At 47.0% G+C, this 25163-nt stretch carries 19 protein-coding genes; 14 read left to right on the plus strand and 5 right to left on the minus strand.

What is annotated here, in order from left to right; genetic code table 11:
• Positions 1-26 precede the first annotated feature (26 nt).
• Positions 27-1247: a serine hydrolase domain-containing protein gene (locus GWO68_RS07150; protein ID WP_162345739.1), complete on the plus strand. Its 1221-nt coding sequence runs from the start codon at positions 27-29 to the stop codon at positions 1245-1247.
• Between the two features lie 7 nt (positions 1248-1254).
• On the opposite strand, the gene GWO68_RS07155 is transcribed toward GWO68_RS07150, so the two are convergent.
• Entirely contained in the window at positions 1255-3090 is a 1836-nt protein-coding gene (locus GWO68_RS07155) for a M61 family metallopeptidase (RefSeq protein WP_162345740.1), read from the minus strand.
• 214 nt (positions 3091-3304) lie between these two features.
• Here GWO68_RS07155 and GWO68_RS07160 point away from each other — a divergent pair, with 214 nt between their 5' ends.
• Positions 3305-4963, plus strand: coding sequence for a M1 family metallopeptidase (locus GWO68_RS07160; protein ID WP_162345741.1), 1659 nt, complete (start codon positions 3305-3307; stop codon positions 4961-4963).
• A gap of 237 nt (positions 4964-5200) precedes the next feature.
• Positions 5201-6316 carry a hypothetical protein gene (locus tag GWO68_RS07165; protein WP_162345742.1) on the plus strand — a complete coding sequence of 372 codons (1116 nt, stop codon included), beginning with the start codon at positions 5201-5203 and terminating at the stop codon, positions 6314-6316.
• Positions 6317-6457: 141 nt separating this feature from the next.
• On the opposite strand, the gene GWO68_RS07170 is transcribed toward GWO68_RS07165, so the two are convergent.
• The 3 genes from GWO68_RS07170 to GWO68_RS07180 form a co-directional block, all read right to left on the minus strand.
• Positions 6458-7396, minus strand: coding sequence for a DUF808 domain-containing protein (locus GWO68_RS07170; protein WP_162345743.1), 939 nt, complete (start codon positions 7394-7396; stop codon positions 6458-6460).
• 4 nt (positions 7397-7400) lie between these two features.
• Entirely contained in the window at positions 7401-7550 is a 150-nt protein-coding gene (locus GWO68_RS07175; protein WP_162345744.1) for a hypothetical protein, read from the minus strand.
• 566 nt (positions 7551-8116) lie between these two features.
• Positions 8117-8497 carry a DUF1622 domain-containing protein gene (locus tag GWO68_RS07180; RefSeq protein WP_162345745.1) on the minus strand — a complete coding sequence of 127 codons (381 nt, stop codon included), beginning with the start codon at positions 8495-8497 and terminating at the stop codon, positions 8117-8119.
• 238 nt (positions 8498-8735) lie between these two features.
• Here GWO68_RS07180 and GWO68_RS07185 point away from each other — a divergent pair, with 238 nt between their 5' ends.
• The 10 genes from GWO68_RS07185 (at position 8736) to GWO68_RS07230 (ending at position 22785) form a co-directional block, all read left to right on the plus strand.
• Positions 8736-10280 carry a DUF3943 domain-containing protein gene (locus tag GWO68_RS07185; RefSeq protein ID WP_162345746.1) on the plus strand — a complete coding sequence of 515 codons (1545 nt, stop codon included), beginning with the start codon at positions 8736-8738 and terminating at the stop codon, positions 10278-10280.
• 132 nt (positions 10281-10412) lie between these two features.
• On the plus strand, positions 10413-12140 hold the full coding sequence (gene ggt / locus GWO68_RS07190; RefSeq protein WP_162345747.1) for a gamma-glutamyltransferase: 1728 nt from the start codon (positions 10413-10415) through the stop codon (positions 12138-12140).
• 85 nt (positions 12141-12225) lie between these two features.
• Positions 12226-14433, plus strand: coding sequence for an acylase (locus GWO68_RS07195; protein ID WP_162345748.1), 2208 nt, complete (start codon positions 12226-12228; stop codon positions 14431-14433).
• Between the two features lie 373 nt (positions 14434-14806).
• Complete coding sequence (locus GWO68_RS07200) at positions 14807-15706, plus strand: ABC transporter ATP-binding protein (RefSeq protein WP_162345749.1); 900 nt, start codon at positions 14807-14809, stop codon at positions 15704-15706.
• Positions 15707-15801: 95 nt separating this feature from the next.
• The gene (locus GWO68_RS07205) at positions 15802-19299 is read left to right on the plus strand and encodes an ABC transporter permease/M1 family aminopeptidase (RefSeq protein WP_235941977.1); all 3498 of its coding nucleotides are present in this window, start codon (positions 15802-15804) and stop codon (positions 19297-19299) included.
• A gap of 194 nt (positions 19300-19493) precedes the next feature.
• A complete protein-coding gene (locus GWO68_RS07210; RefSeq protein WP_162345751.1) occupies positions 19494-20429 on the plus strand; it encodes a ring-cleaving dioxygenase in 936 nt (311 codons plus the stop codon).
• Between the two features lie 48 nt (positions 20430-20477).
• Positions 20478-20837 (plus strand): cupin domain-containing protein, encoded by a 360-nt coding sequence (locus GWO68_RS07215; protein WP_162345752.1) that lies wholly within the window; start codon positions 20478-20480, stop codon positions 20835-20837.
• A 36-nt stretch (positions 20838-20873) separates the two neighbouring features.
• Positions 20874-21509: an alpha/beta hydrolase gene (locus GWO68_RS07220; protein ID WP_162345753.1), complete on the plus strand. Its 636-nt coding sequence runs from the start codon at positions 20874-20876 to the stop codon at positions 21507-21509.
• A gap of 4 nt (positions 21510-21513) precedes the next feature.
• Positions 21514-21810, plus strand: coding sequence for a GNAT family N-acetyltransferase (locus GWO68_RS07225; RefSeq protein ID WP_162345754.1), 297 nt, complete (start codon positions 21514-21516; stop codon positions 21808-21810).
• Positions 21811-21822: 12 nt separating this feature from the next.
• Positions 21823-22785 carry an adenylate/guanylate cyclase domain-containing protein gene (locus GWO68_RS07230; RefSeq protein WP_162345755.1) on the plus strand — a complete coding sequence of 321 codons (963 nt, stop codon included), beginning with the start codon at positions 21823-21825 and terminating at the stop codon, positions 22783-22785.
• Positions 22786-22936: 151 nt separating this feature from the next.
• Here the strand turns inward: GWO68_RS07230 and GWO68_RS07235 are convergent, their stop codons facing one another.
• Complete coding sequence (locus GWO68_RS07235) at positions 22937-23974, minus strand: LLM class flavin-dependent oxidoreductase (RefSeq protein ID WP_162345756.1); 1038 nt, start codon at positions 23972-23974, stop codon at positions 22937-22939.
• A gap of 183 nt (positions 23975-24157) precedes the next feature.
• Between GWO68_RS07235 and GWO68_RS07240 the strand changes: the two genes are divergently transcribed.
• On the plus strand, positions 24158-25045 hold the full coding sequence (locus tag GWO68_RS07240; protein ID WP_162345757.1) for an AraC family transcriptional regulator: 888 nt from the start codon (positions 24158-24160) through the stop codon (positions 25043-25045).
• The last annotated feature ends 118 nt before the right edge of the window (positions 25046-25163 follow it).

Here is a 25163-nt window from a genome sequence, read left to right on the forward strand (position 1 = left end):
CAGAGCTGTTTTTAGCGTCGTTTCTTATGACCATTCTTAGAGTACAGTTTTCATTGTTTCGCTGGGTTACAGCACTTGTTTTTGGTTTGCTACTTGTTTCGTGCCAGGGTTCGGAAGAGGAAAAGCTGCACGAACAGCTTACTGCGCAGCACGAAGACGAAACCCGGGAGACCATTGAAGTGCCGGCTTCGTTTACCGCCGCAAGTGCCAAAAAGCTCAACCACCAGCTCGATTCTATTTTTCATTACCTGCATAAAAAGAAAGGGTTTAACGGCACCGTGCTGGTTACCAAATACGACCAGGTGATGTACAAAGGCGCGTTTGGCTATGCTGATTTTCGCCCGAAAGATACGCTTAGCACCGAAACCTCTTTTCAGCTGGCTTCGGTTTCAAAGCAGTTTACGGCTATGGCTGTAATGATGCTGAAAGAGCAGGGCAGGCTGAACTATGACGACAGCGTACAGCAATATTTACCAACTTTTCCGTACAAAGGCATCACCATACGCCAACTGCTCAATCACCGCTCCGGGCTGGCCAACTATACCTATTTCAGCGATGAACTATGGCCCGACCGTAACAAACCCATTTCCAATACCGATGTGGTAGATATGATGGCCAAGCACCAGCCAAAAGTATATTACCAGCCCAACACACACTTCGATTACAGCAATACCGGCTATGCGCTGCTGGCCTCTATTGTTACAAAAGCCTCCGGAATGCCATTTGCCGTTTTTGTGCAGAAGTATATTTTTAAACCCCTGAAAATGGACCATACCTTTACTTACAGTAAGGATTTGGCAACTATAGCTGGCAAAGTAGCAACCGGGCACACCGGTGGCCGTCGCGAACGATACCCCGATTACCTGGACACCGTGCTGGGCGACAAAGGCGTTTACTCTACGGTAGATGATCTGTATAAATGGGAGCAGGCGCTTTACACCCAGAAGCTGGTTAAAAAAGAAACCCTGCAGGAAGCATTTACCGGATCCCGGCCAGAAGCAAAGAAGAAAGAAGACTATGGTTTTGGCTGGCGCATAAAGCAGCTCGAGGATAGCGGCGATACCGTGGTATACCATGCGGGTTTATGGCACGGCTACACGTCTTATCTGCTCCGTAATCCTAAAGACCATAGCGCCCTCATCATCCTGAGCAACGTGCCCAATGGCAGCTTAAATTACCTGGAAGAACTGCGTCGTTTCCTGTACCCGGCTAAGCAAAATACGGCAACGCTGGCCCACAAAAATTAAACTATAGTTACTCCCTTAACCATGATTTCAGGATTTGCTGTTGCAGGGCTGTTGGGTTAGCGAGTGGTTTAGTCTCAAAGTTTTTAAGTTTCTGTTTGCCTATAGTGGCTTTTAGTTCTAGTTCCGGGCCTTTACCAGCTACCTGTAAGTTTACCAGATCGCCAGGTTTTGCCATGTTCATCAGTTTTTTATAAGTCTCTGCATCAGCCTTAGAGCCGTTAATTTTCAGCAATTTGTCGCTTTTTCTCAGTCCCGCATTCCAGGCCGGAGATTTCCAGTCTATGTCAGCTACCACTAAAGTATCGTCCTGCATTCTGGTTGTAATGCCCAGGTAGGCGCCCGGCTGTTCTGTTGCGGTGGTGTCTATAGCCAGGCCTGCGTAAGCAAAGTATTTCGGGTAGTTTATAGGCTTGGTAGTGGCGGTATATTCTTTTAGTTCTGTTAACGGTGTGCCTGCCATTTTTTCGCTTGCTTCCCAATATTCTGCTTCGGTGTAGCCACGTCCTTTTTTCTGGTAGTATTCCTGGTACAGGTAGCGCATCACATCGTCCAGCGATTTCTGGTTTCCGGATTCGTGGCGTATCTTAAAATCAAGCAACATGTTGAGCACCGGCCCTTTGTCGTATACCGAGATGGTTTTATTAAATTCATCGGTAGTGCTGCCAAAAGGCCCGTCAGACCAGGTGTTGTAGCTTGCCTGCGTAGCCGACTGAAACAGCCTCCCGGATTTGTTCTCGTAAGCCATCATGTGTTTGCGCAGGGCATCCAGCACATCTTCCGGGGTTATCAGTCCGGCTTGTCTAAGCACTAAGTTTTCATAGTAAGAGGTGGCGCCTTCTGCTACCCATAGCATGTTTGTCCGGTTCTCCTTGTCGTAATCAAAAGGTCCCAGCTCTATGGGGCGGATGCGTTTAGCGTTGTAGTGGTGGTAGTATTCGTGGGCGATAAAACTTAACAGGCGCTTGCGGCCCTGGGGGTTGTTATATTCCGATCCTTCAAAACTGATGGTGGTTGAGTTCAGGTGTTCGATGCCGCCTCGGCCGGGTCCAATGGCAATAAAGGTGTAATGTCTGTAAGGAATATCCCCGATAAGGCTGCTGGCGCTTTCCACTATCTTTTTTATGTCGGCCATAAACTGTTGCCTGTCAAAGTCGCCCAGCTGGTACCCGATAAACTGGTGCGGCAGGCCGTTTACGGTAAATTCGGGCAGGCGCTCCAGGTTACTTACAAGTATAGGGCTGTCGTATAGTTGGTCGAAGTCTGAAGCAAAAAACTGGTAAGGTTTGCCCGGTACAATGTCAAGTCCGGTGGCTACATCTTTCCAGTTTTTGTAGGGCGCTATAGTTACGGTAACGGGTTGGTTTAGTATGCCGGCAACATGCATAAACATACCCGCCGGCGAAATGTAGGCACGCGTTGTATCGAGGTAATTTTTAGCTACAAACGGGGTAGGGGCTTTTACATCGTAGCGTAAGGCAATTTCAGATTTTCTGTTTTTATAAACCCGCCAGGTATTGGCATTTACTTTTTTCCATTTCAGCGTTTTGCCATCTTTGCCGCTGGCACTAAAATTATCCACGTTGTCGGCATAATTAAGCAGTTGGTAATAACCCGGCGTCCAGGCAGGCATTTTAAAATCTACCGAATCGGCTTTTGCTTTTTTGTAGTGCAGCTGTACCTGGAACGTTTGTGAAGCCGGATCATCCATCGAAACCGTGTAGTGCATGTTACTTTTTCCGTTCTGCGCCAAAGCCGTAGCTGTAGTTGCAAGGCAAAACAGCAGGCATAGCACAAAAGTGTAGCCATGTTTTTGGAGCAGGGGAGTAACTATAGTTTTATACATTTTATGCTGATTTATAGTGTTGATACTAAACGTAGCGGCAGAGTAAGGTAGTAAAATTAAACCTGATTTACTTTATAAAGCAGCGTAAAGTATAGCTACACTTTGAATTGCTCCTGTAAATGATTAAAATTACTTAGCGATGAACAGGTTTTGCCTTTTATCTATAGTTTTAAAATTTGCTGCAGTTTTATACCTATCTACTAATCCGTTAACTATGAACCGAATACATGCAATTTTTCCGGTAATGGCTGTACTGCTTTGGTTTGCTAGTACGCCGCAGGTGCTGGCACAAACCAAGACTTTTACCAGACAGGACACCTTGCGCGGCTCAATAACCCCGGAGCGAGCCTGGTGGGACCTGACCTATTACCATTTATCGGTGCAGGTAAACCCCACGGACAGTACGCTGAAGGGCATGAATGCCATCCACTACAAAGTACTGAAACCGGCGCAGGTAATGCAGATAGATCTGCAGCAACCCATGCAGGTAGATAAAATGGTGCAGAACGGGAAAAACCTTACCTACAAAAGAGACGGAAATGTATACTTTGTACAACTGCCTGATGCCCAGCAAACCGGAACTACACATAAACTGGAAGTGTACTATAGCGGCAAACCAACTGTAAGCACAAACCCACCCTGGAGTGGAGGCATCACCTGGAAAAAAGATGCCAATGGTAACCCGTTTATAGCCAACTCGAACCAGGGCGATGGCGCCAGCATGTGGTGGCCCTGCAAAGATCATATGTACGACGAGCCCGACAGCATGCAGATAAGTGTGCGCGTACCCGAAAACCTGATGGATGTATCGAATGGCAGGCTGCGCCGGGTAGAGCAACATCCGGATAAAACAAAGACCTACCACTGGTTTGTGGCCAACCCGATCAACAACTACGGTGTGAACCTGAGTGTTGGGGATTACGTGCATTTTTCGGAAAAGTATAAAGGCGAGAAAGGGCAGCTGGATTGCGACTATTATGTGCTGCGCGATAACCTAGATAAAGCCAAGGCCCAGTTTAAGGATGTGCCCCGCATGTTGCAGGCTTTTGAGCATTGGTTTGGCCCGTATCCGTTTTATGAAGATGGCTACAAACTGGTAGAAGTTCCGTATTTGGGCATGGAGCACCAGAGCGCTGTAACGTATGGTAATGGCTACAAAAATGGTTACCGGGGCACAGACCTGAGCGGAACCGGCTGGGGGCTCAAATTCGATTTCATCATCATTCACGAATCTGGGCACGAGTGGTTTGCCAACAACATTACCTACAAAGACATTGCAGATATGTGGGTGCACGAAAGCTTCACAAACTACTCCGAGAGCCTATTCCTGGATTACCACTATGGCACTGAGGCCGCAAACGCCTACGTAATTGGTACGCGCAAGAATATCCGCAACGATAAACCGATCATCGGGGTGTATAATGTAAACGAAAGCGGCTCCGGCGACATGTACCCGAAAGGTGCCAACATGCTGCACACCCTGCGCCAGATCGTGAATAACGATGAAAAATGGCGCAGCATACTTCGCGGTCTCAATAAAGATTTTTATCACCAGACCGTAACCACACAACAAATTGAGGATTACCTGAGCCAGCATATTGGCCGCGACCTTTCCCCGATTTTTGATCAGTATCTGCGCGATGTCCGCATCCCGAAACTGGAGTACCAGGTGGAGGGCAAAAAGCTGAAGTATAGATGGAGCAACACGGTGCCGGATTTTAATATGCCTGTAAAAGTGTATGTAAATGGCAAAGCAACATGGCTGGAACCAACCACCACCTGGAAAGAACTGAAAGGCATTAAAAAGAATGCAACCGTTAAAACAGATCCTAACTTTTATATCGAGTCTTCGGCGGAAGTAGCAGCCAGGTAATCTATAGTTAGCTGATTTATAAGTTGTTACGATAGATAATAGTAGCACTAAATATAGTGCAAAGCTGTTGTTAATAAATAAAAGCTAATTTAGTTAGTTAAACCTGTGCTTATACTATTTAATTTAGCGTTTGTGTCTGGCTAGACTTTAACGGGCAGCTAACACAAACTATAGCTAAGTAAGAGTATAAAACGGAAGTTAATTGGTGGCTGACAGGGAGCCACTCCTTTTTAAAGTATGTCTGTACCGGTTACTAACAATTTTTTTAAAGAAAGGCGCAGCTTTACAGAAGTAAAAAAGGAGGTGTTTGGCAGATACTTTGATGCCTGGGGTGAAACAATTTTGCGCAGGGCCAGGGAGTGTGGCGAACAGGAGTTTGTATTTATTGACCTGCTGGCTGTTACCGATCCGGGCGTGTTGGTAGATGATGCTATTCCACTGCACAAAAGCATTATTAAAAGGCCGCTCCTTAACCAGAAACTGCACAACTATAGTTACACTGCCTACAGCGCTCACCAGGAAGCGCTGAAAGAACAATTGGAAGCACAGCCGTACTATCCGGATTTTGTACATCCGCCTTGCCTCTTGCACAACGCTGAAGCGAAAGCTTTGATGGCAGAAAATATAGTTGCATCGGGCAAGTCTTTGGCAATTTTAGACCCTTTCCAGAATAAGTTTACACAGCAGTTTTTGCAGCAGGCAGTTACCACCTGTGGCACCGACCTGTACATGCAGCTCCTCCCCGAAAACGTAGCCAAAGCACTTTCAGGAAAAAAAACCAGCCAGCCGTTACTAGACCTTTTTGGCGACAGGTTAGAGAAGATCAGGGCGTATTGCAGAAAGGAAAAAGACAAAGCCCGCCAGCAGGATTTTATGCTGAGCCAGTTTTCAGCGGTGTTGCAGGCCCACGGCCATTTTACATCCTTGTTTAAAGTAAACCCACCGCAAACAGAGCTGCCAAGTTGTTACCTTTTATTCTCGTCAAGGGACAGCCAGGCGTACCGGATTTTTAAAGAAACCTTACTGAACTATAGCACCTGCCAGGCAGATGGTGTAGCTGAATTTAGTGCCAATTCTTTTCCGAAGCCCCAGTTGCTATTATTTGAGCATGACCTCGAATTTACGATTGAAAAGCTACAGGAACGCCTGTTGGAAAATGCCGGCTTATATAAGTATAAGTCCATCGAATCGGTGTATGAACTCGACGCCGTTAACACCAACTACAGCAAGGAAAATTACCTTACTGCCATAGAGCATCTGCGCAAAGCCGGCAAACTGGAACTGATGAACGCCAAAACCATGCAGCTCATCAGGCAGCCTGTACTTTCGGCTATTATAAAGTATAAACTATAGTTTGCTAAACTGGCTGTAAATTGCTACTAACTATAGGTTTAGATAAAAAATAACCCAGCCTGTATTTTAGGTTGAGGCTGTAAAATAAAACCCCGCTTAATTGTACAATCAAGCGGGGTTTATACAAGTTTTGTGGCTGTTTTACGCGTTGTTTTTACGCACACCTTTAAAGAGTTTTCGGCCTAATACTACTACCTTTTCAATAAAAAAACCGAGAATTAAACCGCCTATAGCTGAAACTATAACTTTAGCCAGCCAGGCCAGTGCCGGCACGCTGGCAAGCGAATGTTCCAAAGCTTCCAGTGGGTGGCCTAAAAATGGAATTCGGTGCGCTATAATTTCGGCACCCACCCACAACATGGCAGCCGTACCAACATAGCCAAGTATAGTTAAAAAAGTAGGCATGAACTTTACAAGGCCCCGGCCGAATTTACGGGTGGGAGCGCTGAATTTTTCCTTTGCCATGTGCAGCCCAATATCATCAGCCTTTACAATTAGCCCAACAAAGCCATACACGGCAATGGTAATAAAAATTGCTACCGCCAGCATCACAATAATCTGGTTCAGCAGGGGCTTATCTTCTACGGTGTAGTAGGTAATCGCAATTATTTCGGCTGAGAGTATAAAGTCTGTGCGAACGGCGCTGGTTACACGCTCCTTTTCCAGTTCTTCCGGCGTTATCTGTGGTATTTCTGATTCTGCTTTGCTATGGGCTTCATCATGCTTACTAAACATGGAATGCACTTTCTCGTATCCTTCAAAACATAAAAATGCGCCACCCAACATTAACAGCGGATCGATGACCCACGGGAAAAAATAGCCGATAACCAATACGGCAGGGCCTAAAAAAACAATTTTATTGATAAGCGATTTTTTGGCGATCTGGTATATGATGGAGAGTTCGCGTTTAGGGTCAAGGCCCACTACATACTTTGGCGTTACAGCCGTGTCATCAATCACAATACCCGAAACTTTAGTAGACGTTTTTGCCACCTGGGTAGGTACGTCATCTAAGCTTGCCGCACTGACTTTCACCAGAGCAGCCACATCATCTAAAAGAGCGAGTAGTCCTGTCGCCATTATGTTATTTTAAGTTAAAGAATTTAGTTCTGTCGGATTTATGCTGATACTGAACGGTTACTTTCCAGCACAGTTCCGGAATTTTATAGTTCAGGGCAAAATATGCCTGGGTTTTACCCGCTAAACCAAAACTGCAAGTAACCTTATTTTGCATGATAATAGCCTAAAGTTAAGCCAAAGAAGCCGTTTTGCAATAGCAGCCCAATTTAGTTTACAGTTCAGGTAGCTTTTATTGCCAGGCTATAGTTGCAGAAATTCTCTCGAAGCCATAGTTGCTATGCGGTTGCATTTGCTGTTTCAGATATCCTTGTCTGAAAGCGTGATGGGTTCATTTCAGGTTTTTGCCAATAGGTTGCCCTCGCTCACGTCCCGCGCGTCTGCATTACCTACGGAATCTGACCGCTTAGATATAGAGTATAATTCTGCTCAAACTATAGTTTGTCACGAGCGAAGACGCATGCGACATGGCAAAAGAAATAATGGGTGCAAATACCCATCCTCTGAGGAGGCTATTCATCCTCTTTCTTGTTATCCTGTAAGGATCTTGCGGGTCAATAGCATAGGCTTAACCTAACCTTTTACCAAGTTTCTTTACAGGATGACAAAAAATTTATAACTCTATTTTCTAGCATGAAACGCACCTGCTCCTCAGCGTGAATAGAGGTTGGTTGAAGCCCCAAATGATTTTGTTAATTATCCAAAGCCATAGTTCAGGCAATATCAGGAGGAGGCTGTTGTAGGATCAGTTTGTGGGGTAACTTTTTGGGCTTGCCACGGAAACCTGCCCTCCAGTTCTACCTGTAACGACAAACTCAGCAGCGTCCGGATTAGCACGATCAAGCCAAGGGTCAGCACTTTTTCCAGGGTAGGCTCAGTAACAACAGTTGCTATAATATCGGCAGCCACTAACACCTCCAGCCCCAGCAAAATAACCTTGCCCAGGTCGTGCCGCAACTGCCGGTATGTTTTCTGATTTTTAGCCTGGAATACGGTTACCAAAAAACGGAAAAGCGCACCAGCAATACCCAAGGCAATAATGGCTACTCCGGTAGCTTCCATAAATCGTGCGACCGGCTCAATGTATATTCTTATGTTTTCCATTCCTGCACTGCTGTAGGTTCCTGTTCTGTTACCCTAAAACGGCAGGCAGGGGCCGGGAGTTACCGCACAGCAAATTGCCGCATCAGCAGTAAATAGGTTGCCTTACAGGTTTGTACGTTGATAGGTGTCACCTATAAGCGCTGTTTGCGTATGAGAGCCGTGGTTCTTAACCCGTTACTTTACACTAAAATGGCAAGCAAACGATACGCAAAAATTGCCTGCTATCAACACGACCCTTATGAAATTGCTTTATACGTTTATCTTTTTGATGCTTACCTTACCTGCCGTACATGCCGGCACTCTACCAGACAGCATCTCATTTACACCCGACACATTTAACCCGGACCTCAGCAGTAAAAAACAGGTAGTGTCTTATTTCCATAAGCTGCCAGCCAGCCAAAACCAGATAAGCGCACTCCCGGAAACAGCCAAAAACTATAGTTCGTTTTCGCTGAAAGCCAATCCGGACCAAAGCCAGCGCGCACCCCTCTGGAAACCTGTGGCAGAAGTAGCGGCGCTTAATGTGCTGTTTATGGGTTTTAACCGCTATGTGGCGAAAGCTGAGTACGGCTATGTAACCACCGATACCTGGAAACGCAACCTCACTACCAGGCCGGAATGGGATACAGACTTCTTTGGCATTAACTTTATAGGGCACCCGTACCAGGGCACGCTATACTTTAATGCTGCCCGCACCCAGGGCTATAGTTACTGGCAGTCGCTGCCCTTTGCGGTGGGTGGTAGCCTTACCTGGGAATATTTCGGGGAGAATACACTTCCTTCTTATAACGACATGATCTATACGCCGTTAAACGGGGCTGCCCTTGGTGAGATTTTGTACCGCATCAGCACAAAAGTGTTAGACGACCGCACAACTGGCAAGGAGCGTGCCCTGCGCGAAATTGCAGCGGGTGTCATAAACCCGGTTCGTGGGTTTAACAGGCTGCTACAGGGAAGAACATTTGCTGTAACCACCGAACAGCTATACGAGGAAGAGCCCGTAAACTTAACGCTGTTTGCCGGTGTGCACCGTTTTAATGCACATGAAAATGAAGTGTTCGGGGATGGCGGCAACAATGGCATGCTCAGTTTGCAGCTAGACTATGGAAGACCGTTTGAAGAGAAAAAACGTCAGCCCTTTGATTTTTTCAGGCTCCGCACCGAGTTTAGCATTGGCAAAGCAGATACCATTGGCAGCAGTATAAATAACGTAACAGGCTATGGCATACTGGCAGGCCATAACCTTAACGTAGGTAAACTGGCATTACTCACAGGGGCTTTTCAGTATTACGATTTCTGGAATACACGCAATTTTGAGCTGGGTGCGCTTGGCTTCGGCGGTGGTATTTTCTCTAAATACGAGGTCGGTAAAAGAACAAACATCTATACCAATGCGCACCTGGGCGTTATTCCGTTGGCCGGTAACAGCACCCGTTCAGCTCCCGATTCGCTGGGATTGCGTGATTATATTTATGCCACCGGCCTGCAGGGTAAAATAGAAAGTACGCTTGCCCTCAGCGATTATGCTACCCTGGCGCTGGTGTATTATCACTTCTGGCTGAATACCTTTGATGGATTGGAGGGCACTAATTCCATCGGTATCTTCAGGCCCAGGGTTACTTTCCGGGTATTTAAAAACACAAGCATCGGGTACGAGCACTTTGGCTACACCACAAACCGGAAACTGGATGCATTCCCCGATCAGCACTCTGTTGTTACCGAACAGAAAGTATTTCTGCAGTTTTTCTGGGAAGCCCCGGAGCGCAGAGGCAGGTACAATTAGCAGCTGTATTACTTAACTATAGCTTCGCTGCTTAAACTATAGTTAAAACCATACCTTGGCTAAAGTAAGCTAAACTTTTGCAGATGCGGCTGTTTTTGTGTAACCTGTAACGTTAAAATAACTTCTCACCAGATGCACTTTCTCGTTCATAAAACAGTCTTACTCCGGCATTCGCTATTACTTATAGTTGCGGCTGTACTTTTTAACTGTACCAACCAGCGTGTTACCCAAAGCAGTATTGCCGACCGGGGCTACATAGCGGATAAAGCCATGGTGGTTTCGGCGCATCTCGATGCCTCGCGCATTGGTATGGGAATTATGAAAAAGGGCGGCAATGCTTACGACGCGACCGTGGCTACCCAGTTTGCGCTTGCTGTTTGTTTGCCTGTAGCGGGTAACATTGGCGGGGGTGGCTTTACGGTTTACAGAACTGCCTCCGGCGAAACAGGCACCTTAGATTACCGCGAAACCGCACCCGGCGCTGCTACCGAAACCATGTACCAGGACAACAACGCCAATGTAATTGCTGGCTTAAGTACAGACGGTCACCTGGCCGCGGGCGTTCCGGGCACAGTAGATGGCATGGTAAAACTGCATCAGAAATTGGGTGTTTTGCCCTGGGCAGAAGTAGTACAGCCTGCCATAGACTTGGCCCGCAACGGAGTGGTGCTAACCCAGAAAGAAGCCGCAGGCCTTAACAGCTCCAAAGAGGCTTTCCTGAAAAATAATAAACACATCCCGTACCTGGTACAAAAGCAAACCTGGCAAAAAGGGGATACCCTTAAACACGAAGACCTGGCCCGTACCCTGGAGCGTATCCGCGATAAAGGCCGTGAAGGTTTTTATGCCGGCCAAACCGCTGACCTGCTGGTTAAAGAAATGCAGCGGGGCGGAGGTATCATCTCGAAGCAGGACTTGGCAAACTATAGTGCCGTGTGGCGAAAACCGATAGAAGGAAACTATAAAGGCTATAAAGTAATTTCGATGCCGCCACCATCCAGCGGAGGAATAGCCTTGCTGCAGTTGCTTAAAATGGTAGAGCCTTACGATTTGCGTACCTATGGCTGGCAGAGCGCCAAAGAAATTCAGGTAATAACCGAAGCCGAGCGCCGTGTGTATGCCGACCGCGCTAAATACCTGGGCGACCCGAGCTTTGTAAAAGTGCCTCAAACCCAGTTACTGGATGAACACTACCTGAATGAACGGATGAGCACCATGCAGCCCGACAAAGCAACGCCGTCTTCCGAAATAAATGCGGGGCAGTTACCAGGCTACGAGTCAGAGCAAACCACCCATTTCAGCATCGTAGACCCGGCAGGCAACGCTGTTTCCACAACAACTACCCTGAATGGTGCCTATGGCTCTAAAGTGGTGGTTGAGGGAGCAGGCTTTCTGTTGAATAACGAAATGGATGATTTTAGCGTGAAGTCGGGCGAACCGAATATGTATGGCTTAGTAGGTGGCAAAGCCAATGCCATAGCGCCGGGTAAACGCATGTTAAGTTCTATGACGCCAACTATACTCGAAAAAGATGGCAAGCTGTTTATGGTAGTGGGCACGCCAGGCGGTTCTACTATCATTACCTCAGTTTTTCAGGCTATAGTGCATGTGCTGGAGCACGACATGACCATGCAGCAGGCGGTGGCCGCTCCGCGTTTCCATCACCAGTGGCTACCCGATGTAATACAACACGAACCCGATGCTATTTCGGCAGAAGTGCGTGCTATACTTACTGGCAAAGGTTATAAACCCGAACAACGCGGACCTTACGGCCGCATCGATGCCATACTGGTATTACCAAATGGCAAACTGGAGGCAGGCGCAGACCCGCGCGGCGACGATGCGGCAGCCGGTTTTTAAACGATAGTCCTGTACAACTATAACTATAGTTAATACATCAAAACTAAGTAACTTAAGGCCTGTAATCACCTACATTAATTACCCTATGAACTACTTCAGAAAGCGTACATTGCCGGTTTTCCTGTTTATTGCGTTCCTGTTTTCGTGTGCTGCAAACGAGCAGGCTGTTTCAACTACCGAGGTTAAGAAGTGGGAGGAGCAGGCAGCGCGTGTTACCATCATCCGGGATGATTTTGGGGTGCCCCATGTGTACGGCAAATCAGATGCGGATGCTGTTTTCGGGCTTTTGTATGCTCAATGCGAAGATGATTTTAACCGGGTAGAGCGTAACTACCTGTGGGCCATAGGCAGGCTGGCTGAAGTAGAAGGAAAGGAAATGCTGTACAGCGACCTTCGCGCAAAACTATACATGACCAAAGAGGAAGCCATCCAGAACTATAACAAAAGTCCCGAATGGCTGAAAGCGCTTTGCAACGCCTATGCCGATGGTATTAATTATTACCTGCACACGCACCCCGAGGTAAAACCTAAGCTCCTAACCCGTTTCGAACCCTGGATGCCCATGTACTTTACCGAAGGCTCTATTGGTGGCGATATCGAAAGTGTTTCAACTGAAAGGATAAAGGCCTTTTACGAAAACAGGAAATCATTAGGCTATAACAACTATGGAACAGGCCTGGTGCACCCTGCTATCCTCGAAGAACCAAAGGGCTCTAACGGGTTTACGATTTCCGGGAAACATACCGCATCCGGCAATGCCATGCTGCTCATCAATCCGCATACTTCTTTCTTTTTCAGGGGCGAAGTGCATGCCGTTAGCGAGGAAGGGTTGAATGCCTATGGCGCCGTTACCTGGGGGCAGTTTTTTGTGTACCAAGGTTTTAACGATAAGCTGGGGTGGATGCATACTTCTGCCTACGCCGATGTGATCGATGAATTTGAAGAAACTATAGTGGAAGAAAACGGCAAACTATACTATAAATATGGTTCCGAACTGCGGCCGGTTATATCTTCTGAAATAACACTGGCTTACAAAGATGGGGGAGAAGTAAAGCAGAAAACTTTTACCACATACCGCACGCACCACGGCCCCATCACACACCAGAACGGCGATAAATGGGTGGCAACAGCCCTCATGTGGAAACCAGTAGAGGCCCTGACGCAATCTTACATCCGGACCAAACAAACCAACCTGAAGGAGTTTAATGAGATGATGAAGATGCGTACCAATTCTTCTAATGCTACCGTTTACGCTGATGCCGACGGAAACATTGCCTATTACCACGGTAACTTTTACCCCAAACGCGATACCTCTTTTGATTACTCCAAACCGGTGGATGGCAGTAACCCGAAAACAGACTGGAACGGCCTGCACCCACTGGAAGAAACAATACGCGTGATTAACCCCCCAAATGGCTGGATCCAGAACTGCAACTCAACCCCGTTTACCAGTGCCGGCGAGTATAGCCCTAAAAAAGAAGATTACCCGGCCTACATGGCACCTGCTCCCGAAAATTTCAGGGGGATACATGCGGTACGTTTGCTTAAAAAAGCCGAAAATTTAACGCTGGATAAGTTAATTGAACTTGCCTACGATCCGTACCTTCCTGGCTTTGAATTGCTGATACCAGGCCTTGTAAAAGCCTATGACAAGCAAAAACCATCGGACCCAAAGTTAAAAGCTGCTATAGAAGTGATGCGTAACTGGGATTATGCGGTTTCCAAAGAATCGGTGGCGATGTCACTGGCCCATTTTTACGCCACTAATTTAACAAAGAACGGCAGTGCACCCAAAGACCTGAACCTGATACAACGGTTTGAATATTATACCAACGTGGCCCCTGAAAAAGAGCGCCTGGAGATCTTTAGCCAAACGATAGCCCAACTGGAAAACGACTTTGGAAAGTGGAATACGCCCTGGGGCGAGATTAACCGGTTTCAGCGCATTAATGGTGCTATAAAACAGCCTTTTAACGATAACCTGCCAAGCTTACCGATCGGGATGGCTTCCGGCAACTGGGGGGCGCTGGCCTCGTTCGGTGCAACGTCTTACAATACAAAACGGCTTTACGGAACATCGGGTAACAGCTTTGTAGCCGTGGTAGAGTTTGGCGATAAAGTAAAAGCTAAAACGTTACTGGCAGGTGGCCAGAGCGGAGACCCCAATTCCCCACATTTCGACGACCAGGCCCAACGGTATGCCGATGTGAAGTTTAAAGACGTAGCCTACTACCGCGAAGATGTAGAAAAACGAGCCCAGGCAACCTACCACCCCGGCGAAGGAAGTAAATAACAAAATCAAGCTGTAAAGGCGCAGCTGTCGGTTCTACGGCATTGCCACTCTAAAACTGACCTACAAAGGCTCCCTGATGCGGGGAGCCTTTGCTGTTTGTGTAAGTTATAGTTTTAGAGATTAAACATCTTTACAAGAGATAATTAGCTAAGAATTCAGATCAAAAAATAAGAAGTGTCGTATAATTTTTACAGTAGCTTGCAAAACATAGTACCATGTAATATATTAGTGTTGGCTTTCTGGCTTTTATTCTGCTGCTGGTAAGTGCGTTGCTTGCAGTTATATACAGATTGACCTGCTTCCATGGCTTGCTCGGCTAAGGTGCTTTTTTGGCTGGTAGCATAAATCAGAACTATAGTTACAAAATAAACCTATGACACTACAGATTACCAACGTTTCTAAAACCTACCCGAATGGAGTAGAGGCTCTGAAAAATGTAACACTCACCATTCCGAATGGTATGTATGGCCTGCTGGGGCCGAACGGGGCGGGCAAGTCTACTTTAATGCGCACACTTGCAACCCTGCAGCAACCGGATACAGGAAGTATTTACCTGGATGAAATTAATGTGTTGACCCAACAACAGGAAGTACGACAGACGCTGGGCTACCTGCCACAGGAGTTTGGCCTTTATCCAAATGCGAAAGCCGAAGACCTGCTGGATTACTTTGCCGTGCTTAAAGGTATTACAACACGGGCCGCCAGGAAAGAAGTAGTGGAAGCCTTATTGAAACAGACCAACCTTTGGGAGAAGCGCAGGCAGAAATTGGGGAGCTTTTCCGGTGGAATGAAACAGCGGTTTGGGGTAGCTGTGGCGCTGCTGGGCAACCCGAAACTATTGATCGTGGATGAGCCAACGGCGGGGCTGGACCCGGCTGAACGCGTGCGCTTTCTTAACCTGTTAAGCGCGTTGGGCGAGAACAGTGTAGTTATCTTATCGACGCATATCGTGGAAGATGTAAGCGAACTTTGTACCCGTATGGCAATCATCAACAAAGGGCAAATATTACAGGAAGCAGAACCCTTAAAAGCGGTTGAACAACTACATGGGATGATCTGGCGACGCGTTATCCGGAAAGATGAGTTACCCGGGCTGGTGCAGGAGTATAACATTATCTCTACCAAATTGCTGAGTGGGCGAACAGTTATCCATATTTACTCCGAAGAAAACCCCGGCAATGGTTTTGAACTGGTAGCCCCTGACCTGGAAGACGTTTACTTTACGACTATGGCCGGGCACATCGGAAACTATAAATCCGAGCTAGCACGATGAAGCTCTGGACAATTTTTCGGTTTGAGCTCAGCTGCCAGGTAAAGCACCTTTCAATCTGGTTGTATCTGGCTGTTTTGCTGGGGTTCACACTTCTTATGAACCTGGTTGTCACCACCGGAGATGGTGTTTATCCGAACAATACTTTCCACATTACCGCAATTACAGTTATTGGTGGCCTTATCTGGTTAGTGATGGCTGCTGCCATAGCCGGAGAAGCAGCGGCCCGGGACGTACAGTTGCAGATTCATCCCCTGACCTATACGGCTCCGGTCACGAGACTACAATACCTGGGTGGTCGGTTTCTGGCTGCCTTTGCCGTAAATGCCCTGCTTGTACTTGCCTTACCGGTTGGGGTGCTGCTATCTTTTTACCTGCCTGGTTTAGCTCCGGAGGAATTATTACCATTCAGGCCATTGGCATATTTAAATGTCTACTTTCTGATTGCTTTGCCCGCTGCTTTTGTAGCCACAGCATTACAGTTCTCTTTTGCAGCTCTTAGCCGCCAGGTGATGACCAGCTATGTGGCCAGCCTGCTGTTAGCGCTGGTTGCACAAATTATGGCAGTGGCAGTGGCAAAGCTCTTCGGTAACTGGGATCTGGTAAAGTTGCTGGACCCTGTTGGTATTACCGGTATTATAGGAAACGAACTGCAAACATGGACGCCAGCTGAGAAGAATACACGCCTGGTAATGCTGGAAGGTACATTTTTGTGGAATCGTGTGTTGTGGCTGGGCGTTGCTATCGGGGTGTTGTGCACTACTTATTACCGCTTCAGTTTTGCTCATCCTGTTACAAGCAGCTGGTGGAATCGTTTTAAGCGTCGCTCTAAGCTGCAACAGGCAAACAGCTCTGCAGATTCAAAATCTATAGTTAGCGCCAATACCCTTTCTGTTCCGCAGGTACAATTACATTTTCGTTTTGCTACTTATGTACACCAAACGATCACGATTGCATGGGCATCATTCCGAAAAATTGCTGCTAACCCTGTCGGGCTCACATTGCTTACTGGTATTAGCCTGGTTTCCGTGGTATTCAGTGATAAAATACTGGCGCAATTTGATATTCCGCTGTTGCCAACCACGCCGCTTGTGTTAGAGTACCTGGTTGCACCTGTAAGCCAGGTCAATACACCTTGGGTGGTTATTCCGCTCCTTATACTTTACTTCAGTGGCGAGCTTATCTGGCGTGAACGGAATGCAAACCTGGGTGATTTGATGGATGCCACGCCGGTGCCTGAATGGGTGCTCTTTGCAGGGAAGTTTCTGGGGTTAGCACTGCTTGTTTTTGTCTGGCTGCTGCTGCTGTTGGTAACAGGGATCGGGATGCAACTGGTATCGGGTTATGGTAAACTGGAGATAGGCCTTTACTTACAGGTTCTCTTCGGTCTTCAGCTTATAAACTACCTGCTTTTTGCCCTGCTTGCTTTTACAGTACATATAGTCGTAAATCAGAAATACATCGGTTACCTGGTCATGTTGTTGGTTTTAAGTTTTATGGCTTTTCCTGGCACATTTGGGGTAGAACATAACATGCTAATTTTTGGGGCAGACCCGGGGTGGCAGTACACCGATATGCGTGGGTTCGGGTACACTTTGGGGCCGTGGCTATGGTTTAAAGTATACTGGGCAGCCTGGGCATTGCTGCTGGCTGTTGCGGCGCGTTTGCTTTGGGTACGTGGTAGTGAACAAGGTTTTAAAAACCGTCTGAAGATAGCCCAACACCGTTTTAGGCATGCTACAATATGGGCAGCTATAGTTAGTGTGGGGCTTATACTTACCCTGGGCGGCTTCATCTTTTACAATACTCATGTGCTGAACGAGTACCTGACAAGCACTGCTATAAATGCACGAAAGGCGGAATATGAAAAACACTATAGCAACTATAGAAATACGCCGCAGCCCCAGCTCACGGCAACAAAACTAAACATCGAGTTATACCCTGACCAGCAACGGGCAACTATTCGGGCCAAGTATACTTTAGTGAATAACGATACCGTAGCTATAGATTCCATCCATTTGGGGGGCGTTCCGGGTATAGTTCCTGCCCAGGTTAAGTTCGATCAGCCTGTTGCCGGTGTGTTGATAGACGATGAACTCAGCTATTACATTTATGCGCTAAAGCAAGCCCTGCAGCCCGGAGATTCATTACAGTTAAACTTTGTGGTAAACTATAAACAGCAGGGTTTCCGGAATAGCAACGCGGGCGAATTTATAATCAAAAATGGTACTTACTTTACAAATTATGACCTGCTCCCAACTATAGGCTACCAACAGTACCGCGAAATCAGTGATGCCGTCATTCGTGAAAAATATAAACTGCCCGCACGGCCCGAACTGCCTTCACTTTATGATGCCCAGGCGCGAAAAAAGCCCTTCAGCAGAGACCAGAGTACCTTTGAAGCGGTAATTGGTACCGTAAAAGATGAAGTTGCTGTGGCACCGGGAGCTTTACAGAAATCCTGGACAAAAGACGGTCGCCACTACTTTCATTACAAAACAGATGTGCCCATCGGGGGAGAGTACGCCATTTTATCCGGGAAGTATGCTGTGCGGCAAAGCAAGTGGAAGGATGTTGCAATCAGGATCTACTACCACCCGGGCCATGACCGAAATGTAGACCGGATACTCCGGAGTGTAAAAGCTTCACTAGGGTATTTTACTGAGCAATTTGGTTCTTACCCTTTTAAGCATTTCACGGTAGTAGAGCGTGCTGGATCCGGGGGGCGCGCAACGGCTGATGCAGGCATTATATATTACGGAGAAAAGTATGCCCTGATGAACCCCGATGACAGTCCGGATGGTTTTGACCTGCCCTACTATATTATGGCGCACGAAGTGGCACATCAGTGGTGGGGATTGGCCCGTTTAACTCCAGCCCGTGTAGAAGGAGCAGGCGTGCTGATCGAAGGGCTGGCAGTATATTCGGGGATGCAGGTGCTGGAGAAGAACTATGGCGATGGGCATTTGCAGCAATATGTAAACTATCTGCATTCCTCCTACGAAATGCCGCGCTCCCTGGCAACACCATCTCTGCTGCAGGCCAATGAAGAATTTTTATACTACCGGAAAGCGGGACTCGCCATGCACGCCTTGGGTAAGTACATCGGGAAAGAAAAAGTAAATAATGCGCTTCGGGGGTTTCTTCAAAAGCGTGTATCTGGACAGTTACCATTGCCAACTACCCTCGACCTTTACCGGCAACTACAAAACGTTACCCCGGACTCCTTACAGTACCTGTTACACGACCTGTTTAAAGAGAACACCTACTGGCGCCTTAAAACAAAACAATTTGCAGCAGAACAAACAAAGACCGGCAACTGGTTGGTAACCCTTACTGTGCAGGCGCATAAGGTTGTAGTTGACAGTACGGGTCAGGAAAAGGATGTGCCGATGCATGACTGGCTGGAAGTGGGTATTTATGAAGAGGGCAAAGCTTTAAACCAACCCCTTTATCTTAAAATGCACCGCATCCGGTCTGGGGAGCAAACTATAAAAGTAACTGTACCACAAAAACCTGCAAGCGCCGGAATAGACCCTAACCATCTGATGCTAGACCTGAGACTGGATGATAATATACTGCAACTGGGTGAGTAAGAAGCATAGCTCCCAGCTATAGTCTTCAGCAGCAGGTTTACTTTAATAGTTGTGCAGCTATAGTTGTGACCGCATTTTACAATTATAGCTGCAAGTGGTTTCCGAAATAAATTTTAAAGCACCACTTGTGTTTTTATGCGTAAGCTACTACAAGTCAGTAGATAAGATGCACTTGCTGATTTAATGACAGAACTATGGAAAACAGAATTTTAGGCCTGCACCACATTACGGCAATTGCAGGTATGGCCAAACAGAATTTAGATTTTTATACCAAAGTATTGGGGCTTCGTTTTCTTAAAAAGACGGTAAACTTCGATGACCCTGGAACCTACCATTTCTATTTCGGGGATGAGAAAGGTAGCGCGGGAACTATACTTACCTTTTTCCCCTATGAAGGTGCCCGACGTGGAAGCGCTGGTACCGGTATGGCCACCAACATTGCCTACTCTGTGCCCGATGGCAGCTTTGATTTTTGGATCGACCGTTTCGAAAAGTACAATGTGATCTATAACAAACCATCCGAAAAATTTGGAGAAAAATACCTGACCTTTCTGGACCCCGACGGCCTGAAGCTGGAACTGGTGATTCCGAAAAAAGGCGATAACCGCAAACCCTGGGAAACCGATGAAGTGAAAGCTGAAGTGGCTACAAAAGGCTTCCATGGCGTTACGCTCACACTACAGAACAAAGAAAAGACAGCGAAAATATTGACCGATATTTTTGGCTATAGTTTGAAGGAGCAAAGCGGCAACCGTTACCGTTACATCACCGATGCCGTCGAAACAGCGAACATCATAGACCTGGTAGAATTGCCAAACGAAGCGCGTGGCATTGGCGGAGCCGGTACCAACCACCACATTGCCTTCCGGGTAAAGAACGAAGATGAGCTGATGCATTTCCATGACAAGATTGCGGGGCTTGGTTACAACATCACCAACAAGATAGACCGGAACTATTTTTACTCGCTATACTTCCGTGAGCCAGGTGGTGTATTGTTCGAAATAGCGACCGACAACCCTGGTTTTGGCATCGACGAGCCGTGGGATAAACTGGGAACAGGTTTGCTGTTACCGCCGCAGTACGAGGCACGCAGAGCCGAGATTGCAGCATCTTTACCAAAGCTTGACTAAACTATAGTTTAGAGCCACAGCCATTTTATAAAAGTTAAAAAGTATAGTATGGATGCTTTTGCAATTACAAGGGTGTATGCCGATGAAAATGGTGACAGCCGATTTGAGGATTTCTCAAGGCCCCTGAATTCAGAAGGCGAGATCGGTTTCTTGTCGGACCCGGAAGCTGTGGTAGATATTATCTTCCGAAAGGTGGTATCAACGTATGATTACGATTTTCATAATGCACCGGCAAGGCAATACTTATTTCTCCTGGATGGCGGCATTGAAATAGAAACGTCGCTGGGTGAAAAACGGCGCTTTGAAACAGGGGAGGTTTTGCTACTGGAAGATACTACCGGCAAAGGACACAAAACACGCAACCTGGAGCCGGCAGTTCGCAGCTCCGTTTTCGTAACCCTGAAGTAGGCGGAAGCACCCATACTTTATAAACTGAAATGTATCATGTATACACATAAAAAAGATGTGATAACGAAGGGTAAGCCCTTGTCGGAAACAGGAAAGGCGCTGATACTGATCCATGGGCGCGGTGCTACTGCCCAAAGTATACTGGACCTGGCAAACTACCTGCCCGTGCAGGACTTCACCCTTTACGCTCCACAGGCTACAAATAACAGCTGGTACCCCTATAGTTTCATGGCCCCGGAAGCACAGAACCAACCAGCCCTCGACTCAGCGCTGGAGCAACTGGACGAACTGGTGAAAAGTATACTAGGGCAGGGCGTTAAAAGTGAAGATCTATACTTTGGTGGCTTCTCGCAGGGGGCTTGCCTTACTTCAGAGTATACTTCCCGCCATGCCCGGAAGTATGGCGGTATTCTGATCTTTACAGGCGGCCTGATCGGGGAGAAAGTTGATCCGACCAGGTATAAAGGCGACTTTGCCGGTACGCCTGTCCTGATCACCACCGGAGACCCTGACCCACACGTACCCGTAAGCAGGGTGGAAGAGACCGTAAACGTGATGGAAAAACTGGGTGCTATAATTACCAAAAAGATCTACCCGGGCCGGCCGCATACCATACTGCAGGAAGAACTGGACCTGGCCAGCCAACTGATAGCATCACCTGAAAACGGATAAAGCTATGGATTTAAGCGTAGAAGATAATGCGGAAAAGCACCGGTTTGAGACAACTATAGAAGGCTATACTGCTTTTATAGATTATAAACGTAAGCCCGGCGAAATAACGATCCTGCATACTGAAGTGCCCAAAGAACTGGAAGGCTGTGGCATAGCGGCAGCTATGACGAAATATGTACTTGAATACATCGAAGAAAATAAGCTGCAGTTAGTTCCGCTTTGCCCTTACATGCGCTCGTACCTGAAAAAACACCCGGAGTATCAGCACCTCGTAAAAGACAAAGCGGTTAACAAACTATAACTACAACAGTCAATGCCCTACCATGTACATTTTAATGGTGAAAAAGTAGTACCGATAGACGAGAAGCAAACGATACTGCAGGCATCGCTGGCTGCCGGCATACCTCACTACCACGCCTGTGGAGGCAAAGGAGAGTGCACTACCTGCCGGGTATTGGTGCTGCAAGGGCAGGAGCAGTTAACCCCACCTACCAGTTACGAGCGCGCTATCAAAAATGTAAAGAAGTTTCCGGATAACGTGCGGCTGGCGTGTCAGTCTTTTGTGCAGGGCGAAGGAGTGGAGGTACGACGGCTGATACGCGACGAAACGGACCGTTATATTTTTATCGACAGCAACGAAGAAAGCACCAAAACCGTGATGGGGGAGCGGCGCAAACTGGCTCTTTTTTTTATTGATATCCGTAGTTTTACGCCCTTTATAGAATCAAATCTTCCGTTCGATGTCATCCACATCATGCGCCGGATATTTGCTCTTTTCCAAAATGCGATCACGCAGTACGGTGGTGAAATTATAGACACTGCCGGCGATGGATTATATGCCGTTTACGGGCTGAACAGCAGCATTAAAAAGGCAACTGAGGCGGCCGTACTTACCGGTCTGAAAATACTGGCAGACCTTAGGATTTTTAACAATACGTACATGCGGCCCTACTTTAACCATACGTTTGAAGTGGGCATAGGCGTGCACGTCGGGAAAGTGATTGTGGGGAATGTGGGCATAGGTCTTAGCAATAACCTGACCGTGATGGGCTTTCCGGTGAACATAGCAGCTAGGCTGCAGGCATGCACCAAAGAGCTAAATAACAGCTTTGTGATCTCAGCTATAGCTTACCGCTTGCTCCGGAACCCTCCCTATGCGGTGAGTTGCAGCTATCTTAACCTGAAAGGCGTTAGCAATGCCTACGAAGTAATGCTGATCGGGAAACCGTACGAAAATAACGCTGAAAAACCTTTACCTGACACCCGCTTATCCTAGTTAAGGATGCCTTAAAAGCGTACTTTCAAAATTGATCTGGAAAGCCAATTAAAGGTTGATCAGCTGGTATATACAATATGTTTTGAGTTTTATGCACAATTAAAACTATAGTTGCAACTAACTCAGCCTGAGAACAGAAGAGCTGTAACTATTATGCTTTTGTAACAGCCTTTTTAACGGCAGGTGCAACTATAGTTCCGAGTAACTCAATGGCGCGCATAACGCTGGCATGTGGCAGTGTGCCTACGCTCATGTGCAGCAGAAAACGCGTATTCCCGAACAACTCGTGTTCATACAATATCTTATCAATTACCTGTTGCGGATCGCCAACCAGTAAAGAACCTGTAGGTGCGCGCATCGTTTCATAGTGTGCTTTGTTCATCGGCGACCAGCCTCTTTCGCGGCCAAGTTTGCTCATCATATACGCATACGGCTCATAATAAATAGCTGCAGCTTTTTCGGCATCGTCGGCCACAAACCCATGCGAATTGATAGCCAGCTGTAGTTTGGCAGGATCGTGACCGGCATTTTTGTAAGTTTCTTTGTATAAGTTAGTGAACGGTACAAAGCGCTCCGGCTCGCCGCCAATTATTGCCAGGGCCATAGGCAACCCGAGCGTTGCAGCACGCACCACCGATTGCGGCGTACCACCCACGGCTACCCAAATAGGTATTTCCGGCTGGTAAGGTCTTGGGTATACGCCCCGGTTATCTATAGCTGGCCGGTGTTTGCCTTCCCAGGTTATTTTTTCACTTTTATTCAGGGCCAGCAGTAGTTCCAGTTTCTCAGAAAATAGGGTGTCATAGTCTTTCAGATCGTTGCCGAAAAGCGGGAAAGACTCTATAAAAGAACCTCGGCCGGCAATTATCTCCGCTCTGCCCTTCGACAAAAGATCAACATGGGCAAAATCCTGGAAAACACGAACCGGGTCATCGGAACTTAAGACCGTAACAGCACTCGACAGCTTTATAGTATTAGTTTTTACAGCCGCAGCTGCCAATACAACAGCCGGCGAAGAAACTATAAAATCAGGACGGTGGTGTTCTCCGATAGCAAAAACATCCAACCCTACCTGGTCTGCCAATGCTATTTCCTCCATCAGGTTTTGCATCCGTTCGTAAGCGCTAAGCAGTTTGCCGGTGGCAGGGTCCGGGGTATTCTCAACAAAGGTGGTAATTCCGATTTCCATAGTCAGTCTTAATTCAGGCAAAGTATAACTTACGTAAGTTAGGTGGGCCAGGCATAATTTGTAGGTTACGTCTCAGCTTTAGCCACTACTATTTTGTTTCCGTTAACCAAGCTACGCATTTAAAAACACCTTGCAAACAACGTATAAGCTTGGATGTTGCAGTAAAATATTGCATTTTAAGACATGCAGGAAAAACGGTTTTATAAAGGACTTTACGGTACCAACACCATCGAATTTGCGAAAGGGCTGATCCATGTGTATCCGTTCGGGGAGATTGGCATGCAGCATCAGGGGCAGGTAAAACTACATGCACACAATAATTTCCTGCAGATTTTTGTGGTACAAAGCGGCCAGACGGAATTTTATTATGGCACAGCGAAAGTAACTATAGAAAGCCCGGCCTTTATAGTTGTGCCAAACAACCTGGAACATGGCTTTAAACATCTGACACAGGTTACCGGTTGGATCATTAACCTGGCAGACACGGTACTGGAACACATGCTGCAGCGCGAAGCCGACGTTATTTTTGGGATGGAAGAAGTTCATATAGTTGCCGTCAATGCCGAAGATTCTGTTACCACAGAAGTATATAAAACCATGCAACAATGTGTGGATGAGTACAACGGCCAGTTTCCGGGCAGGCTTCTGATGCTGCAATATTTGGTTGGCCAGTTATTAGTGCAACTATACCGCATGTCGCTGGGCGGCAGAAATGCTTTTCACGAGTCTTCCAACATCAGTAAGGTATATTTCCGCAGGTTTCAGCAACTCATCAGGGCACAGGAATCTTATAAAAGAAGTGTGGAAGAATATGCCCGCGACCTGTTCATTTCCACCGGACACCTTAGCCGCATTTGCAGAAGCATAGCTGGCAAATCGCCAAAAGATATCCTGATCGATTATTTTATTACCAAAGCCCAGTTAGCACTATCGGATGTGGAGAGCAACATTGCAACTGTATCCTACAAACTCGGCTTTGACGACCCCGCTTACTTCGCCCGCCTTTTTAAGAAAAGAACCGGCCAAACCCCACAGGAATTCCGCAAAAAGATAGGTGTAAAGAGCACTTAAATCTTTTATGTTCGATTTGTCTTGGTAATAGCGCAATAGTCCTACTTCCGGGGCTTGTGTACGAATACATTTGTAATACTAAGTGAGTGGTTACTTTCCTAAGTAAGTGAACGCTCAC

This window comes from Pontibacter fetidus (assembly GCF_010119545.1).
Classification (GTDB): Bacteria; Bacteroidota; Bacteroidia; order Cytophagales; family Hymenobacteraceae; genus Pontibacter; species Pontibacter fetidus.

Coding starts and splice junctions, on each gene's coding strand:
- GWO68_RS07150 (WP_162345739.1), top strand. CDS start 27: ATGACCATTCTTAGAGTACAGTTTTCATTGTTTCGCTGGGTTACAGCA.
- GWO68_RS07155 (WP_162345740.1), bottom strand. CDS start 3,090: ATGTATAAAACTATAGTTACTCCCCTGCTCCAAAAACATGGCTACACT.
- GWO68_RS07160 (WP_162345741.1), top strand. CDS start 3,305: ATGAACCGAATACATGCAATTTTTCCGGTAATGGCTGTACTGCTTTGG.
- GWO68_RS07165 (WP_162345742.1), top strand. CDS start 5,201: ATGTCTGTACCGGTTACTAACAATTTTTTTAAAGAAAGGCGCAGCTTT.
- GWO68_RS07170 (WP_162345743.1), bottom strand. CDS start 7,396: ATGGCGACAGGACTACTCGCTCTTTTAGATGATGTGGCTGCTCTGGTG.
- GWO68_RS07175 (WP_162345744.1), bottom strand. CDS start 7,550: ATGCAAAATAAGGTTACTTGCAGTTTTGGTTTAGCGGGTAAAACCCAG.
- GWO68_RS07180 (WP_162345745.1), bottom strand. CDS start 8,497: ATGGAAAACATAAGAATATACATTGAGCCGGTCGCACGATTTATGGAA.
- GWO68_RS07185 (WP_162345746.1), top strand. CDS start 8,736: ATGAAATTGCTTTATACGTTTATCTTTTTGATGCTTACCTTACCTGCC.
- ggt (WP_162345747.1), top strand. CDS start 10,413: ATGCACTTTCTCGTTCATAAAACAGTCTTACTCCGGCATTCGCTATTA.
- GWO68_RS07195 (WP_162345748.1), top strand. CDS start 12,226: ATGAACTACTTCAGAAAGCGTACATTGCCGGTTTTCCTGTTTATTGCG.
- GWO68_RS07200 (WP_162345749.1), top strand. CDS start 14,807: ATGACACTACAGATTACCAACGTTTCTAAAACCTACCCGAATGGAGTA.
- GWO68_RS07205 (WP_235941977.1), top strand. CDS start 15,802: ATGAACCTGGTTGTCACCACCGGAGATGGTGTTTATCCGAACAATACT.
- GWO68_RS07210 (WP_162345751.1), top strand. CDS start 19,494: ATGGAAAACAGAATTTTAGGCCTGCACCACATTACGGCAATTGCAGGT.
- GWO68_RS07215 (WP_162345752.1), top strand. CDS start 20,478: ATGGATGCTTTTGCAATTACAAGGGTGTATGCCGATGAAAATGGTGAC.
- GWO68_RS07220 (WP_162345753.1), top strand. CDS start 20,874: ATGTATACACATAAAAAAGATGTGATAACGAAGGGTAAGCCCTTGTCG.
- GWO68_RS07225 (WP_162345754.1), top strand. CDS start 21,514: ATGGATTTAAGCGTAGAAGATAATGCGGAAAAGCACCGGTTTGAGACA.
- GWO68_RS07230 (WP_162345755.1), top strand. CDS start 21,823: ATGCCCTACCATGTACATTTTAATGGTGAAAAAGTAGTACCGATAGAC.
- GWO68_RS07235 (WP_162345756.1), bottom strand. CDS start 23,974: ATGGAAATCGGAATTACCACCTTTGTTGAGAATACCCCGGACCCTGCC.
- GWO68_RS07240 (WP_162345757.1), top strand. CDS start 24,158: ATGCAGGAAAAACGGTTTTATAAAGGACTTTACGGTACCAACACCATC.